Annotated in this window: 8 protein-coding genes; 5 read left to right on the top strand and 3 right to left on the bottom strand. The window is 74.4% G+C overall.

Annotation, left to right across the window (positions count from 1 at the left end):
* Positions 1-67 precede the first annotated feature (67 nt).
* The 5 genes from ACZ7MF_RS35770 to ACZ7MF_RS35790 all read left to right on the top strand — a co-directional run bounded on the left by ACZ7MF_RS35770 (position 68) and on the right by ACZ7MF_RS35790 (position 6,937).
* Entirely contained in the window at positions 68-895 is an 828-nt protein-coding gene (locus ACZ7MF_RS35770; RefSeq protein WP_471482358.1) for an IclR family transcriptional regulator, read from the top strand.
* A gap of 176 nt (positions 896-1,071) precedes the next feature.
* On the top strand, positions 1,072-2,157 hold the full coding sequence (locus tag ACZ7MF_RS35775) for an S-(hydroxymethyl)mycothiol dehydrogenase (protein ID WP_471482359.1): 1,086 nt from the start codon (positions 1,072-1,074) through the stop codon (positions 2,155-2,157).
* A complete protein-coding gene (locus ACZ7MF_RS35780) occupies positions 2,154-4,610 on the top strand; it encodes a GcvT family protein (protein ID WP_471482360.1) in 2,457 nt (818 codons plus the stop codon). Before ACZ7MF_RS35775 ends, ACZ7MF_RS35780 begins: the two co-directional genes overlap by 4 nt.
* 21 nt (positions 4,611-4,631) lie before the next feature.
* Positions 4,632-5,780 (top strand): N-methyl-L-tryptophan oxidase, encoded by a 1,149-nt coding sequence (solA, locus tag ACZ7MF_RS35785; RefSeq protein ID WP_471482361.1) that lies wholly within the window; start codon positions 4,632-4,634, stop codon positions 5,778-5,780.
* Complete coding sequence (locus ACZ7MF_RS35790; protein WP_471482362.1) at positions 5,777-6,937, top strand: aromatic ring-hydroxylating oxygenase subunit alpha; 1,161 nt, start codon at positions 5,777-5,779, stop codon at positions 6,935-6,937. The genes solA and ACZ7MF_RS35790 overlap by 4 nt, the downstream gene beginning before the upstream one ends.
* Here the strand turns inward: ACZ7MF_RS35790 and ACZ7MF_RS35795 are convergent.
* The 3 genes from ACZ7MF_RS35795 to ACZ7MF_RS35805 form a co-directional block, all read right to left on the bottom strand.
* Entirely contained in the window at positions 6,934-11,601 is a 4,668-nt protein-coding gene (locus ACZ7MF_RS35795) for a coiled-coil domain-containing protein (protein ID WP_471482363.1), read from the bottom strand. The genes ACZ7MF_RS35790 and ACZ7MF_RS35795 overlap by 4 nt on opposite strands.
* Before the next feature lie 55 nt (positions 11,602-11,656).
* On the bottom strand, positions 11,657-12,538 hold the full coding sequence (locus tag ACZ7MF_RS35800; RefSeq protein ID WP_471482364.1) for a hypothetical protein: 882 nt from the start codon (positions 12,536-12,538) through the stop codon (positions 11,657-11,659).
* An 88-nt stretch (positions 12,539-12,626) separates the two neighbouring features.
* Positions 12,627-14,153 (bottom strand): hypothetical protein, encoded by a 1,527-nt coding sequence (locus ACZ7MF_RS35805; protein ID WP_471482365.1) that lies wholly within the window; start codon positions 14,151-14,153, stop codon positions 12,627-12,629.
* Positions 14,154-14,255: the final 102 nt, after the last annotated feature.

The following is a 14,255-nucleotide window of genomic DNA, read 5'->3' on the forward strand; positions in this document are numbered from 1 at the left end:
CCCGTGCCGTCAAGGGCTTCCCGCGGACGCGGTCCCCACAGGGCCGTCAGGTGATGAGAGTTGAGCCATGACCCGCACACAGAGGCAGCCCGACCATCGTGAGGACCGCGTGGCGAACAAGCAGGCCGGCGGCAGGGGCGCGGCGAGCGCCGTGCAGTCGGTGGACCGCGCCGTGAGCGTGCTGGAGATCCTCGCCCGGCACGGCGAGGCGGGCGTCACCGAGATCGCCGACGAACTGGAGGTGCACAAGTCCACCGCCTTCCGGCTGCTCGGCGTGCTGGAGAACCGCGGCCTGGTGGCCCAGGAGAAGGAGCGCGGCAAGTACTACCTGGGCGCCGGCGTGCTGCGCCTCGCGGGAGCGGCCGCGGTACGGCTGGACATCTCGCAGGAGGGCGTGCCGGTCTGCCGCGAACTGGCCGACGAACTCGGCGAGACGGCGAACATCGCGGTCCTGGACGACGACGCGGCGGTCAACGTCATGCAGGCCCGCGGCACCGCCTCCGTGACCGCGCAGAACTGGCTCGGCCGGCGCACCCCGCTGCACGCCACCGCCAGCGGCAAGGTGCTGCTCGCCCATCTGCCGCCCACCTTGCGCGAGGGCCTGCTGGCCCGCCCGCTGCACCGGTTCACCGAGCACACCGTCACCGGCGCGGCGGTGCTCCGCGGCGAGTTGGAGACCGTGACCGGGCAGGGCTACGCGATCACCCAGGAGGAGCTGGAGATCGGGCTGGCCGCGGTGGCGGCGCCCGTCCGGTCCCACGACGGCAAGGTGATCGCGTCGATCAGCGTCTCGGGCCCGGTGTACCGGCTGACGCCGGACCGCCTGCCGGACCTGGCGAAGCGCACCTCGGCGGCGGGAGGCGAACTGTCCCGCCGTATGGGCTACGGCGGCTGACCGGGTGCCAGGGGCGGCGCGGGCGGCCGGGCGAGCCGTCTCGGCGCGATTCGGCCGTCCCGTTCCCTTTTGCCGAGGGGTTGACCCGCACCTCTTGACGGCTCCTGGACGGCGTTCTCACTATGTTCCTCATCGCGCAACCCATCGTGCTATGCGCAACAGCAGAGGAGCTTGTCGTGCCACACGAGGTCCGTGCCGTAGTCGCTGTGAAGAGGGGCGCACCCGTCGAGGTGCAGACGATCGTCGTCCCGGATCCGGGACCCGGCGAGGTGCTGGTCGCGGTGCAGGCCTGCGGGGTCTGTCACACGGATCTGCACTACCGGGAGGGTGCGGTCACGGACGACTTCCCGTTCCTGCTGGGTCACGAGGCGGCCGGCACGATCGAGGCGGTCGGCGAGGGCGTCGACGCACTCGCGCCGGGCGACTACGTCGTGCTGGCGTGGCGGGCTCCCTGTGGGGACTGCCGGTCCTGCCGGCGCGGCCGCCCCTGGTACTGCTTCCGGTCGCGCAATGCCGCCCAGCCGATGGCGCTGCCGGACGGCACCCCACTGACCGCCGCCCTCGGCATCGGGGCGTTCGCGGAGAAGACGCTGGTCGCGGCCGGTCAGGCGGTGAAGGTCGATCCGGCCGCCCGGCCCGAGGCCGCCGGTCTCGTCGGCTGCGGGGTGATGGCCGGATACGGCGCCGCCGTCCACACGGGCAGGGTGGGGCGGGGCGACTCGGTCGCCGTCATCGGCTGCGGCGGAGTGGGCGACGCGGCGATCGCGGGCGCCGCCCTGAACGGCGCCGTCAAGGTCATCGCGGTCGATGTGGACGGCCGGAAGCTGGACCGGGCGGAACGGTTCGGCGCCACGCACACCGTCGACTCCCGCGGCACCGACCCGGTCGAAGCGGTCCGTGCCCTCACCGACGGCCACGGCGTGGACATCGCGATCGACGCGGTGGGCCTCCCGGAGACGTTCCGCCAGGCGTTCTACATGCGCGACCACGCCGGAGTGCTGGTCCAGGTCGGTGTCCCCACGCCCGGGACGACGGTCGAACTCCCGCTCGCCGACGTCTTCTCGCGCGGCGGCGCGATCAAGTCGTCCTGGTACGGCGACTGCCTGCCCAGCCGCGACTTCCCGTTCCTGATCGACCAGTACCTGCACGGGCTGTTGGACCTGGGCGCCTTCGTCTCGGAGACGACGACGCTGGACGGGGTGGAGGAGGCGTTCGCCAGGATGCACCGCGGCGAGGTGCTGCGCTCGGTGGTGGTCCTGTGAACACCCCTGACCCCGGCCGCCGCCCGCCCCGCGTGGTGGTCATCGGTGCCGGCATCGTCGGCTGCTCCCTCGCCGACGAACTGACCGCCCGCGGCTGGACGGACGTCACCGTCCTCGAACAGGGCCCGCTGCCCGCCCCCGGCGGCTCCACCTCGCACGCGCCCGGCCTGGTCTTCCGCACCAGTCCGTCCCGCACCCTGACGGCCTTCGCCCGGTACACCGTCGAGAAGTTCTCCTCCCTCGCCTCGGCCGGCGTGCCGTGCTTCCAGCCGGTCGGCGGCCTGGAACTGGCGACCACCCCGGAGCGCCTCGCCGACCTGCACCGCCGGGCCGGGTACGCCGCCTCCTGGGGCGTGCGCGGCGAGATCGTCGACGCCGCCCGCTGCAAGGAACTCTGGCCGCTGCTCGACGCGTCGGTGGTCCTCGGCGGCTTCCACACCCCGGAAGACGGGCTGGCCGACGCCCTGCACGCCTCCCGTGCCCAGCTGGACCGCGCCGTCGCGCGGGGCGCCCGTGCCCTGGACCGGCACACCGTCACCGGCATCGAGCGGGCGGACGGCAGGGTCACGGGCGTCGTCACCGACCGGGGCGCCTTCCCCGCCGACCACGTCGTCTCGGCGGCGGGATTCTGGGGACCGGTCGTCGGCCGCATGGCGGGGGTCGACGTCCCCCTGCAACCGCTCGCCCATCAGTACGCGCGAACCGGGCCGCTGCCCGAGCTGCGCGGCGCCACGGCGGAGGCCTCGAAGCCGATCCTCCGCTTCCAGGACCGGGACCTGTACTTCCGCGAACACGGCGACCGTCTCGGCATCGGCTCCTACGCCCACCGTCCGCTGCCCGTCGACCCGTTCGCCGTCCTCGGTCACGACGAGGCCCGCGCCCGGGGCATGGACATGCCGTCGTCGTACCCCTTCACTCCCGAGGACTGGGCGCCCAGCTGGGAGGACTGCCGCCGCCTGATGCCCGCCCTGCGCGGGGCCGGGATCGAGTCCGGGTTCAACGGCGTCTTCTCCTTCACCCCGGACGGCATGCCGGTCCTCGGCGAGTCCCGCGCGCTGCGCGGCTTCTGGCTGGCGGAGGCGGTCTGGGTGACCCACTCGGCCGGGGTCGCCAAGGCCGTCGCCGAGTGGATGGTGAACGGGCGGCCGTCGATCGACGTGCACGAGTGCGACCTCACGCGCTTCGAGGAGGCGCAGCGTTCACCGGCGTACGTCCGTGAGCGCGGGGCACAGCAGTTCGTGGAGGTGTACGACGTCGTCCACCCGCTCCAGCCGATGGAACGGCCGCGTCCCCTCCGGGTCAGTCCCTTCCATGCCCGTCAGCAGCGGCTCGGCGCGTATTTCCTGGAGGGCGGCGGCTGGGAACGCCCGCACTGGTACGAGGCGAACGCGCCTCTCGCCGCAGACCTCCACGTGCCCGGCCGCGACGCCTGGTCGGCCCGCCACTGGTCCCCGATCGCGGCGGCGGAGGCACGCGCCACCCGTGAGCGGGTCGCCCTGTACGACATGACCCCGCTGCGCCGCCTGGAGGTCACCGGCCCCGGCGCCCTGGCCTTCCTGGACCGCATGACCAGCAACAACCTCCGCAAGAAGCCCGGCGCGGTCACGTACACGCTGCTCCTCGACGAAAGCGGCGGCATCCGCTCCGACCTCACCGTCGCCCGCCTCGCCCCCGACCGCTTCCAGGTCGGCGCCAACTCCCCCGCCGACCTGGACCACCTGCTGCGCCACGCGCCGGACGGTGTCCACGTCAGGGACATCACCTCCGGCACCTGCTGCGTCGGCGTCTGGGGCCCGCTCGCCCGCGACCTCGTCCAGCCGCTCACGCCGGACGACTTCTCGCACGAGGCGTTCGGCTACTTCCGCGCGAAGCAGACCTACGTCGGCCACGTCCCGGTCACCGCGCTGCGCCTGAGCTATGTCGGTGAGCTGGGCTGGGAGCTGTACACCACGGCCGACCTGGGGCTCAGGCTCTGGGACACGCTGTGGGAGGCCGGGCGCGGACTCGGCGTGATCGCCGCCGGGCGGTCCGCCTTCGACTCCCTGCGGCTGGAGAAGGGGTACCGGGCCTGGGGCAGGGACATGACCGACGAGGACAACCCCTACGAGGCGGGGGTCGGCTTCGCGGTCCGCATGGACAAGGGGGACTTCGTCGGCAGGCCGGCGCTGGAGCGCACGGGCGAACCGGAGCGGCGGCTCACGCCCCTCCTCCTCGACGACCCCGCCGCCGTGGTGCTCGGCAGCGAACCGGTGTACGTGGACGGCGCTCCCGCCGGGTACGTGACCAGCGCCTCGTACGGCTACACCCTCGGCCGCTGTGTCGCGTACGCCTGGCTCCCGGCGGGTCTGCCGGACGGCACCGGCGTGCACGTGGAGTACTTCGGCGAGAAGGTGTCCGCCACGGTCGCCGAAGAGCCCCTGTTCGACCCGAAGATGACCCGCATCCGCCGTTGACCGTCCCCAGGAGGCCCCGAGTTGTCCCCCACCTACGACGTGATCGTCATCGGTCTCGGCGGCATGGGCAGCGCCGCCGCCCACCACCTCTCCGCGCGGGGTGTGCGCGTCCTGGGCCTGGAGCGGTTCGGCCCGGTGCACAACCGGGGCTCCAGCCACGGCGGTTCGCGGATCACCCGCCAGTCGTACTTCGAGGACCCGGCGTACGTCCCGCTGCTGCTGCGCGCCTACGAGCTGTACGAGGACCTGGAACGGGCCACCGGCCGGGACATCTCCCTGCTCTGCGGCGGACTGATGATCGGCCGCCCCGACGCGTGGACCGTCTCCGGCTCACTGCGCTCGGCCCGCCAGTGGGACCTGCCGCACGAGATGCTGGACGCCCGGGAGATCCGCCGCCGCTTCCCCACGCTCGCGCCGGACGACGACGAGGTCGCGCTCTACGAGGCCAAGGCCGGGCTGCTCCGGCCGGAGAACACCGTGGCCGCCCATCTCCAGCTCGCCACCCGGCAGGGCGCCGACCTGCACTTCGACGAGCCGACGACCCGCTGGGAGCCGTACCGGGACGGCGTGCGGGTGCACACCGCCGAGAACACCTACACCGCTTCCCACCTGGTGGTCTGCCCGGGGGCGTGGGCGCCGCGGCTGCTCTCCGACCTCGGGGTGCCGTTCACGGTCGAGCGGCAGGTCATGTACTGGTTCCAGCCGCGCGGCGGCATCCGCCCCTTCCGCCCCACGAGCCATCCGATCTATGTCTGGGAGGACGCGGCCGGTGTCCAGGTCTACGGCTTCCCGGCCATCGACGGCCCCGACGACGGCGCCAAGGTCGCCTTCTTCCGCAAGGGGCGGGCCACGACCCCCGAGACGATCGACCGCACCGTGCACGAGCACGAGGTCCGGGCCATGGCGGACCACATGTCCGGCCGCATCCCCGATCTGCCCGGCACCTTCCGCAAGGCCGCGACCTGCATGTACACCACCACGCCCGACGAACACTTCGTCATCGCCCGCCACCCGGCGCACCCAGACTCGGTCACGGTGGCGTGCGGCTTCTCCGGGCACGGCTTCAAGTTCGTGCCCGTGGTCGGGGAGATCCTCGCCGACCTGGCCCTGACCGGCACCACCGCGCACCCCATCGGTCTCTTCGACCCCGCCCGAGGAGTACGCACGTGACGACGACTCCCCTGCCCTCCAGCCTCGTCCCGACGCTGCCGGGCCGCTACTACACCGACCCGGAGGTCTTCCGCGAGGAGCAGCGGCACGTCTTCGAGGCGCTGTGGTTCTGCGCCGTACGCGGCGCCGACCTCGAACGGCCCGGCGCCTTCCGCACCGTGCAGGTCGGCCGCGAGAACGTGATCGTCACGCGGACCCGGACCGGCGACCTGCGCGCCTTCCTCAACATCTGCCGGCACCGCGGCGCCAGGCTGTGCCTGGAGGAGTCCGGCGAAGTGCGCCGCACCCTCCAGTGTCCGTACCACGCGTGGACGTACGACCTCGACGGCAGGCTGGTCGCCGCGCCCGACCTGCCGAAGATGACGGACGTCGACCGGTCGGCGTACGGCCTGGTCGAGGTGGCCCTGCGCGAATGGCTCGGCTATGCCTGGGTGTGCCTGGCCGAGGAGCCGCCCTCGTTCGAGGAGACGGTGTGCGGGGCGGTGGTCGAACGGCTCGGCGATCCGGCCGCCGTCGAGCGGTACGGGACCGAGAGGCTCGCGCTCGGCCGGCGCGTCCGGTACGACGTGCGGGCCAACTGGAAGCTGATCGTCGAGAACTTCATGGAGTGCTACCACTGCGCGACCATCCACCCGGAACTCACCGACGTCCTGCCCGAGTTCGCCGACGGCTACGCGGCGCAGTACTACGTGGGGCACGGTGCCGAGTTCGGCGCGGGCGTGGAGGGCTTCACGGTCGACGGCAGCGCGGGCTTCGGCAGGCTGCCCGAGGTGTCGGACGGCCAGGACCGCCGGTACTACGCCGTCACCGTGCGGCCGACGGTCTTCGTGAACCTGGTGCCGGACCACGTGATCCTGCACCGCATGTTCCCGCTGGCCGCGGACCGCACGGTCGTCGAGTGCGACTGGCTGTACGAGCCCGAGGTCGTGGCGTCCGGGGCGGACCTGTCGAAGTCGGTCGAGCTGTTCCACCGGGTCAACGCCCAGGACTTCGCGGCCTGCGAGCGGACCCAGCCGGCCATGGCGTCCCGGGCCTACCGCGCGGGCGGGGTGCTGGTGCCGACCGAGCACCACATCGGGATCTTCCACGACTGGCTGCTCGGCCGGCTCGGCGAACGGCCGGCCCAGGCCGGTGACGCCCGGGCCGGTGACGCCTAGGCCGGTGACTGGGCGGGACGCTTGAACATGCGGGTCGCGGTGATCTCGCTGTGCACCGCCTCGCCCTCCCCCTCGGCGGCGGGTGTCGGCTGGGGCAGGCCCGGCCTGAGGTGCTCCTCCACGCTGATGTACTTCAGGCCCGCCCGGAGGTCGGCGTCGTTGCGCAGCCGGATGACCAGCGGGAACTCGGCCAGCGCGGTCGTGTCGAACAGGCCGGTGGTGTACAGGAGCTGGACGCCGAGCGCGTCCGAGACCGCCCGCTGGAGCTCCAGCAGGTAGGTGGCGTTGGCGCGGCCGATGGGGTTGTCGAGGAACAGGGTGCCGGCGTGGCGGTGCCGGTCGCGGCCCCGGTCGTTGCTGCGCAGCGCGGCCATCGTGCAGTACAGGGCGATGGCCGCGGTGAGCAGCTGGCCGCCGGAGAAGACGTCGCCCATCTGTCCGACGGGGACGCGTTCGGCGCGCAGTACGGCGTCGGGTTTGAGGATCTCGACGGCGACGCCCCTGGGCTGCAGGGCGGCACCGACGCCGCGCAGCAACAGGGACATGCCGTCGCGGCGCAGGTCGGAGTTCTTCTTCACGGCCGCGCGAGTGGCCTCGTCGACGACCTCGCCGAGCCGCTCGGTGAGGGTGGCCTGGTCGGGCTCCTCGAAGCGGATGCGCAGGAACTCCTGCCCGGACCACTCGCCGAGGCCCTCCGGCAGCCGGGACAGGCGCTGGGCGGAGCGGAGGGTGGCGAGGGCGGACTCGACCAGTCCGCGCAGCCGGTCCACGATCGAGTCGCGGTTGCGCTCCAGCTGGGCCAGCTCGTCGGTGAGGACGCGCAGCCGGGGCGCGAAGGCGTCGGCCCACTTGGCGGCGTGCTCGGGCAGCGCGGCGGCGGGCAGTTCGCGGATCTGCTGGCGGGCGGGGGTGCGGACCTGCTCGTAGCGGGTGGAGTTGGCGTGCCGGACGAGGACGTCGCTCGCCTCACGTACGGCGGCCTCGGCGGCGGAGAGGTCGGCGGCGCAGCCGCGCAGCGAGCGGCGGGCCTCGGCGGCGGACCGTCGGGCCTCCTCCAGGTCGCCCGCGTAGGGCTCGGGCTCCTCCGGCTCCTCCTCGGGCGCGTGTTCGCGCAGCAGGTCGCGGAGCATGGCGGCGATCTCGTCGAAGCCGCCGGCGGCGTCCTCGGCGGCGCGGTGCGCGTCGAGCAGTTCGGCGTGTGCCTCGCGAGCCTGGGCCAGGGCCTCGGTGCGGGTGGCGAGTTCGGCGGTCGCCGTGCGCAGCAGGGTCTGGGCGTGCTCGGCGTCGCGCGGCAGGAGTTCCTCGGGGAGGTCGGTGTGGGTGTCGCCGTCCTCGGGCGCGTGCCGTTCGGCCTCGCCGCGCAGCCGGCCGAGCTGTTCGCTCGCGCTCGACATGCGGGTTTCCAGGAGCTGCACCAGTTCCTCCGCCCGGGCGACGGCGGCCTGCCGGGAGGGTCCGTCGGAGCCGTCGGGCGACTCCAGGAGCTGTGCGGCGCGGGTGCGGACCTTGTTGCTGAGCCGGTCGAGATCCGCGCGGGCCGCGCTCTCGTCGCTCTCCGCGCGGGCCTGTTCGGCGCGCAGGTCGGCGCCGACGCCGACCTTCTCGTACACCTGGGAGGCGGCGCGGTAGGCCTCGCGGAGGTCGGGCAGGGACGCCTTCGGCGCCTCGGCGCCGTCCCCGGGTGCCTCTTCGGGTACGTCGTCGGGGGCGCCGGCGATCTCGGAGCGCTCGGCGCGCAGCGCGCGGGCGGTGCGGCGGGCGTCGTCGGCGGCGCGCTGGGCGGCGCGCCGGTCCTCGTCGGCGGCGCGGGCCCGCTCCAGGCAGACCTGGGCGCGGGCCTCGGACTCGGCACCCTCGTCGGCCAGTTCACGGAGTCTGACCTGCCAGCCGGCGCGTTCGCGCAGCCGGAAGGCGAGTCCGGCGAGGGCGTCGGCGGCGCGGCGGGCCTTCTGCGCGGCCTCCTGCCGCTCGTCGCGCAGGTGGACGGCCTCGGCGGCCCTCTCGTCCGCCTCGGCGCGCAGGGTGCGGGCCTCGGTCAGCTCGGCCTCGGTCTCCTCGGCGAAGGCGCGGGCCTCCTCGGCGGTCCTGGCGAGTTCCGCGAGGCGTCCGGCCGGGCAGCCGGTGCGCCAGGAGGCGAGCCGGGCCGCCAGCTCCCGGTCCTTGCCGAGGCGGGCGGCGAGGGTGCGGATCTCCTCGTCCCGCTCGCCCGCCCGGGCGCGCAGCGCGTGCCGCTCCTCGTCGGCGGCCTGCTCGTCGTGCATGGCCGGGTTCGGCGGTACGAGGAAGACATCCCCGGTGTCGGCTGCCGCGACGGCAGGGGTGGGGGCCAGCAGGGCGGCGGCCGTGCCGACGGCGACGGCGGAGCGCGGCAGCAGGGCCGCGTCGTCGAGGACCTCGCGGGCGCGGGTGTGCGAGTCCGGGTCGGTGATGATCACGCCGTCGACCAGCTCGGGGCGGGCGCTCAGCACGCGCGCGTGGTCGGCGGGGTCGACGGCCTGGGCGAGGTAGCGCCAGCCGGGCAGGGCGGGGATGCCGTGCTCGCCGAGGAACTCGACGGTGGCCAGCACGTCCGGTCCCGGTGGCAGCAGTCCGCCGTCGCCGAGCGCGCCGAGGATGCGGGAGTCGTCGGCCGCGGCGGTGCGCAGGTCGAACAGCTGGCGTTCGGCGGAGGAGACGGTGTCGTCGAGCAGTTCGCGCAGCTCGTCGGCGAAGCGGTCGAGTTCCTCGGGGGTCAGGGCGCCGTCCGCCGCGGTGGGGGCGGCGGCCCGGTCGTCGCGGTCCGCGTCCCTGCGGGGCTGCGGGATGCCGGGGCGGGCCTCGGCGGCCAGGCCGAGCAGCTCGGCGAGCCGCTCCTCGGCGGCCAGCGCCTCGGCGGTGCGCCGCTCGGCCCCGTGGGCGCGCCCGGCAGCGGTGGCGGCGTCCGCCGCGCGGGCCGCGGTCAGTTCGGCACGGCTCTCCGCGGCGGCGGCCTCGCGCGCGTGTTCGGTGGCCCGGCCGGCCGTCTCGCGGGCGGTGTCCCAGGCGGCGACGGTCGTCTTCTCCGCGTCGCTGGCCGCGAGGGCGGCGCGGGCGGGGTCGGCGTCGGGCGCGCTGTCGTCCAGCCAGCCCGCGCGGACGGCCTCGGCGGTCTCCTGCTCGACCTCGGTGAGGCGCTGGCGCAGGTGTCCGGCCTCGCTGCGGGCGCGCTGCGCCTCGGTGGCGGCGGTGGTGGAGTCCCGGTGGGCGGCGTCGCTGACCTCCTGGAGGCCGGCGGACCTCGCCTCCTCCTCGTTGGCGTGGTGCTCGGCCTTTCCGGCCGCCGCGTGCAGGGCGCGGACGAGTGCGACGGCGGCCTTGGCGCGGGCGGCGAGCGCCGGGGCGGCGTCCCGCTCGGCCTCCTGGATGGCCGCGGACACGCGGGCGACCCGGTCGGCGGCGGCGCGGTGGCGCAGGACGGCCTCGGCGGCCTGCCAGGCGGAGTGCAGGGTGCGGGCCTCGGCCAGTTCGCGCTTCTGCGCGGCGGCGGCCTTCTCGGCGCCGGTCAGGGCCAGCGAGGCGTGCCGGTAGGCGAGTTCGGCGGCGATGAGGGCACTGCGGTCCCGGGCGGACTCGGCGTGCGTGACGGCGTACGCGGCGGCCGTGACGCGCTGGGCGAGGTCCGAGGCCCGCACCCGCTCCTGGGCGCCGCGCGCGGTGAGCCGCCGGGCCAGGTTCCTGGTGCGGCGTTCGGCGGCGGTGTGGATGTCACGCGCGCGGGTGCGCGCCTCGGCGGCCTCGACGATCCGGCCCAGGAGGTCTACGGATCCGGCGGTGAAGTCCCGTTCGGCGATCAGCTCGGCGCGTCGGCCCAGTTTGTTGCCGAAGCCGCCGACCAGGTCGGCGAGGCCGTCGGTGTCGCGGGTGTCGGTGACGGCCCGCAGCAGCAGGTCGGTGAAGTCGGAGTCCTTCTTGACCGCGAAGAGACCGGCGGCCTCGCCCTCGTCCGCGTTCATCTCGCGCTGGTAGCGGAAGAGTTCGGGGTCGAGTCCGAGGTCGCCGAGGTGCTCGATCCAGCGGTCGTGGATCTCCTCCCAGTGCACCTCCAGGTGCGGGTAGGCCTTGCCGGCCTCGGTGAGCGCGTCCCGGAAGCCCTTCATGGTGCGCCGCCTGCCCTGCGCGCCGGAGGCGCCCTCGACGGACGGGCGGACGGCGGTGGCCTCGGCGACCGGCAGGTTGTCCAGGGTCAGTCCGGGGCCGGGCCGGAAGGAGTACCAGGCCTCGGCGAACTTCCGCGGGTCGCCCGAAACCTGCCGCCCGCGCCACTCGCTGACCTTGCCGACGACGACGCACTCGCCGGTCAGCACATGCTGCCACTCCAGCGCCACATGGCCGCAGTCGTCGGCGAGCAGGAACTTGCGCAGCACGCCGGAGCTGGCGCCGCCCAGGGTGTTGCGGTGGCCCGGCAGCATCACGGAGAAGATCAGCTTGAGGAGCACGGACTTGCCGCCGCCGTTCTCCAGGAAGAGCACGCCGGCGGGCGCGGGCCGGCGCGGCGGGCCGACGGGCTCCTCCTCGAAGAACTCCGCCTGCGTGGGGGCGGGATCGGGCACGGGCAGGCCCACACCGCGCAGGTCAAGCACGGTGTCGGCGTAGCGCGCACCGGCGGGTCCGATGGAGTAGAGGCGGACCCTGGACAGCTCGTACATGGCGGACTCTCGTAAGTCTTCGGACGTCGGGGACGGGCGGGGCGGTCGGGCGGGGTCAGGCGGAGTGGAAGGGCAGGCCGGCGTCGGCGACCAGCTCCAGGTCGTCGGTCTCCTCGGCGGGCAGCAGCGTCGCCGTGCCGTCGGTGACCGGGACGACGCCCAGGTCGAGCAGCTCGGTCAGGGCGGCGCTGCCCGCCATGTCCCGCACCTGGAGCTGGTAGCGGGCCGTGGTCCGGTAGGTGCCGCCGTGGTCGTCGCCGGTGCGCTGGAGGAAGCCGGAGTCGGTGAGGAACGCTGCGGCCTTGCCGACGATGCCGGTGGTGGAGCCGGGGAGTCGACGCGCGTCCTTGGTGGCGCCGGTCGAGCTGCGCCTGACCCAGATCCGCCAGGCGCCCTCCAGGCCCGGGGCGTCGGTGGCCGGGTCGGTGTTCTCGCCCTGCTGCTCGGCCCGCTCCTCGAGTCTGCGGCAGGCCTGGCGGACGAAGGCGTCCACGCCGTTGACCGTGACGCGGCCGATGTAGCCGTCGTCGGCGAGGTCCTCGGGGCGCGGGTAGGCCATGGCGGCCACCGCGAGGTGGGCGAGGCCGTGCAGGAAGCGGTCGCCGGAGTCGGTGGCGGCCCGGCGCGCGTAGTCGCCCATGCGGACGGCGAACACCGAGTCCTCGGCGGCGGCCACGGCCATCCCCGCGCGCGGGGACACCTCCAGGACGATCAGCCCCAGGCCGGCCGCCACGGCGTCGGCGAGCCGCGCGAAGGGCGGGTCCTCGCGGTAGCGGCGCAGCAGGTCGGCGTACTCCTGGTCGCGGGCAGGCAGCAGCTTGGGCTGGAGGCCGAACGCGACGAGCCGCGCCGCGTCGGCGGCGTCGGCGGGCGTGACGGCCGCCGTGGTCGGCGCGGCACCCGCCTCCGGTTCGCTCCGGTCGACGTACTCGGTCACGGTCGGTGCTCCTCGCTGTGCTGTCGTGCTGTGCCGCGGTGGTGGGTGAGGTGGTGGCCGGGGCGGTCGGAGGGGCGGTGCGGGCCGGTCATGCCGCCTCCGTCCGGTCCGCCGCCATTCCCGCCGCGTCCAGCAGTGCCGTGCCGACAATGAGGTCGGCGCCGCCGAACTCGGGGTCGTCCAGTTCGGTGCCGTCGTCGACGGCGAACAGCAGCTTCGGCTCGCCCTGGCGGTAGGCGGTGCCGACCGGCGGGCTGGCCGCGTGGACGGCCAGCAGCGCGACGAGGTACGGCAGTTCGGCGTCGCGGGCGCGGGCGTCGGCCAGCAGCCCAGAGAGCCGGCGCGGGGCGTCGTGCGGCAGGTCGAGCAGTTCCATGGCCGCGGCGAGCTGCTCCTCGCTGAAGCGGCTGTCGTCCGGGGTGGCGATCAGGTCGGGCTCCGGCATCTCGGCGCCCAGGTGCTCCCGCTCCACCGGTGGGGTGAGGAGGAGGTCGACGAGGTCGCCGACCCGGACGGAGACGGGCGTGCGCAGGCCGGTGCCGCGGGCGAAGAAGGCGTCGGTGACGCGCAGGGCCCGCTCCACGGGCAACGGCAGCACGGGGGCGACGAGATGGCCGTACAGGTCGAGGCCGGAGGTGGTCAGGGGGGTGGCGAAGGCCTGCCGGTCCTGTTCGGCGCGGAAGAGCGGGCCGGCCTCCAGGAGGCGGGACTGGAGCTGGGTGTGGCGGCGGATGCAGTCCTTGACGATGTCGACCAGCTCGGCGGCGCGGCGCTTGTGCTCGGCGTCCTCGGTCTCGTCGCGGGCCTTGCGGATGTTGGTGAGGATCGCGTTCTCGTGCCGGTACCGGTCGGCGACGTGGTCCAGGGCCTCGGCGATCATGTCAGGGACGGCGCCGAGCCAGTCGACCGCGCGGACGTTGCGCCGGGTGGCGTCCAGGGCGCGGCGGAGGGTCTCCGAGTACTGGACGGTGCGGTACCTGGCCTGTTCGGCGGCGAGCTGGGCGTCGGCGAGACGGCCGCGGCTGATCAGCACCTCGAGCTTGACCTCGGCGGCGATCTGGGCGCTGGTGACGTCGGTGTCCAGGGCGCCGACGAGGACGTTGACCGCCTCGTCGGTGGTGCGCAGGTAGACGGTGCCGCCGGGGCCGGGGACCTCTTCGAGCAGTTTGAAGTCGTAGTCGCGGCGGACGTAGGTGCCGTCGGGCCCGAAGGTGCCGTACACCGCGCGGAAGCCGCGGTCGACGCTGCCGACGTTGATCAGGTTCTCCAGGACCCAGCGGGCCACCCGCTCGTGCTCGGCGGCGGGGCGGGGCGGGGCCTGGGCGGCGACGCGCGGGATCAGCCTGGCCACTATCTGGTCGTGGTCGGCGCCGGTGTCGAAGTCCATGTTCAGTGTGACGAGGTCGATGGCGGCGAGGGCGACCTCCGCCATGCCGTAGACCGAGTACTCGCCGGCGAGGTTGGCCTTGCGTGCGTCGAGGTCGTGCAGCGGCGCCGTGCAGGCGAGCGCGCGCAGCCGCCGCGCCAGCCCTTCGTCGGCGGCCGGGCCCGGGGCGGGGCGCGGCCCCGCGCTGAGCTGGGGCGGAACGCTGTCCGTCGATGCAGGCGAAGTCACGGTGCACAGACTAGGTCCTCGGTCTGACATCGGCCCAAACGACGCAGATGGGCCGCCGCGGGCACCGTGGCCGACCGCCGTGCCGCCCGGGCCCGGCCCTCG

Source organism: Streptomyces sp. NPDC111628 (genome assembly GCF_055635195.1).

Bases quoted from the DNA above. Each gene is read 5' to 3' on its own strand.
- ACZ7MF_RS35795 (WP_471482363.1), bottom strand. From the start codon at position 11,601: ATGTACGAGCTGTCCAGGGTCCGCCTCTACTCCATCGGACCCGCCGGT.
- ACZ7MF_RS35770 (WP_471482358.1), top strand. From the start codon at position 68: ATGACCCGCACACAGAGGCAGCCCGACCATCGTGAGGACCGCGTGGCG.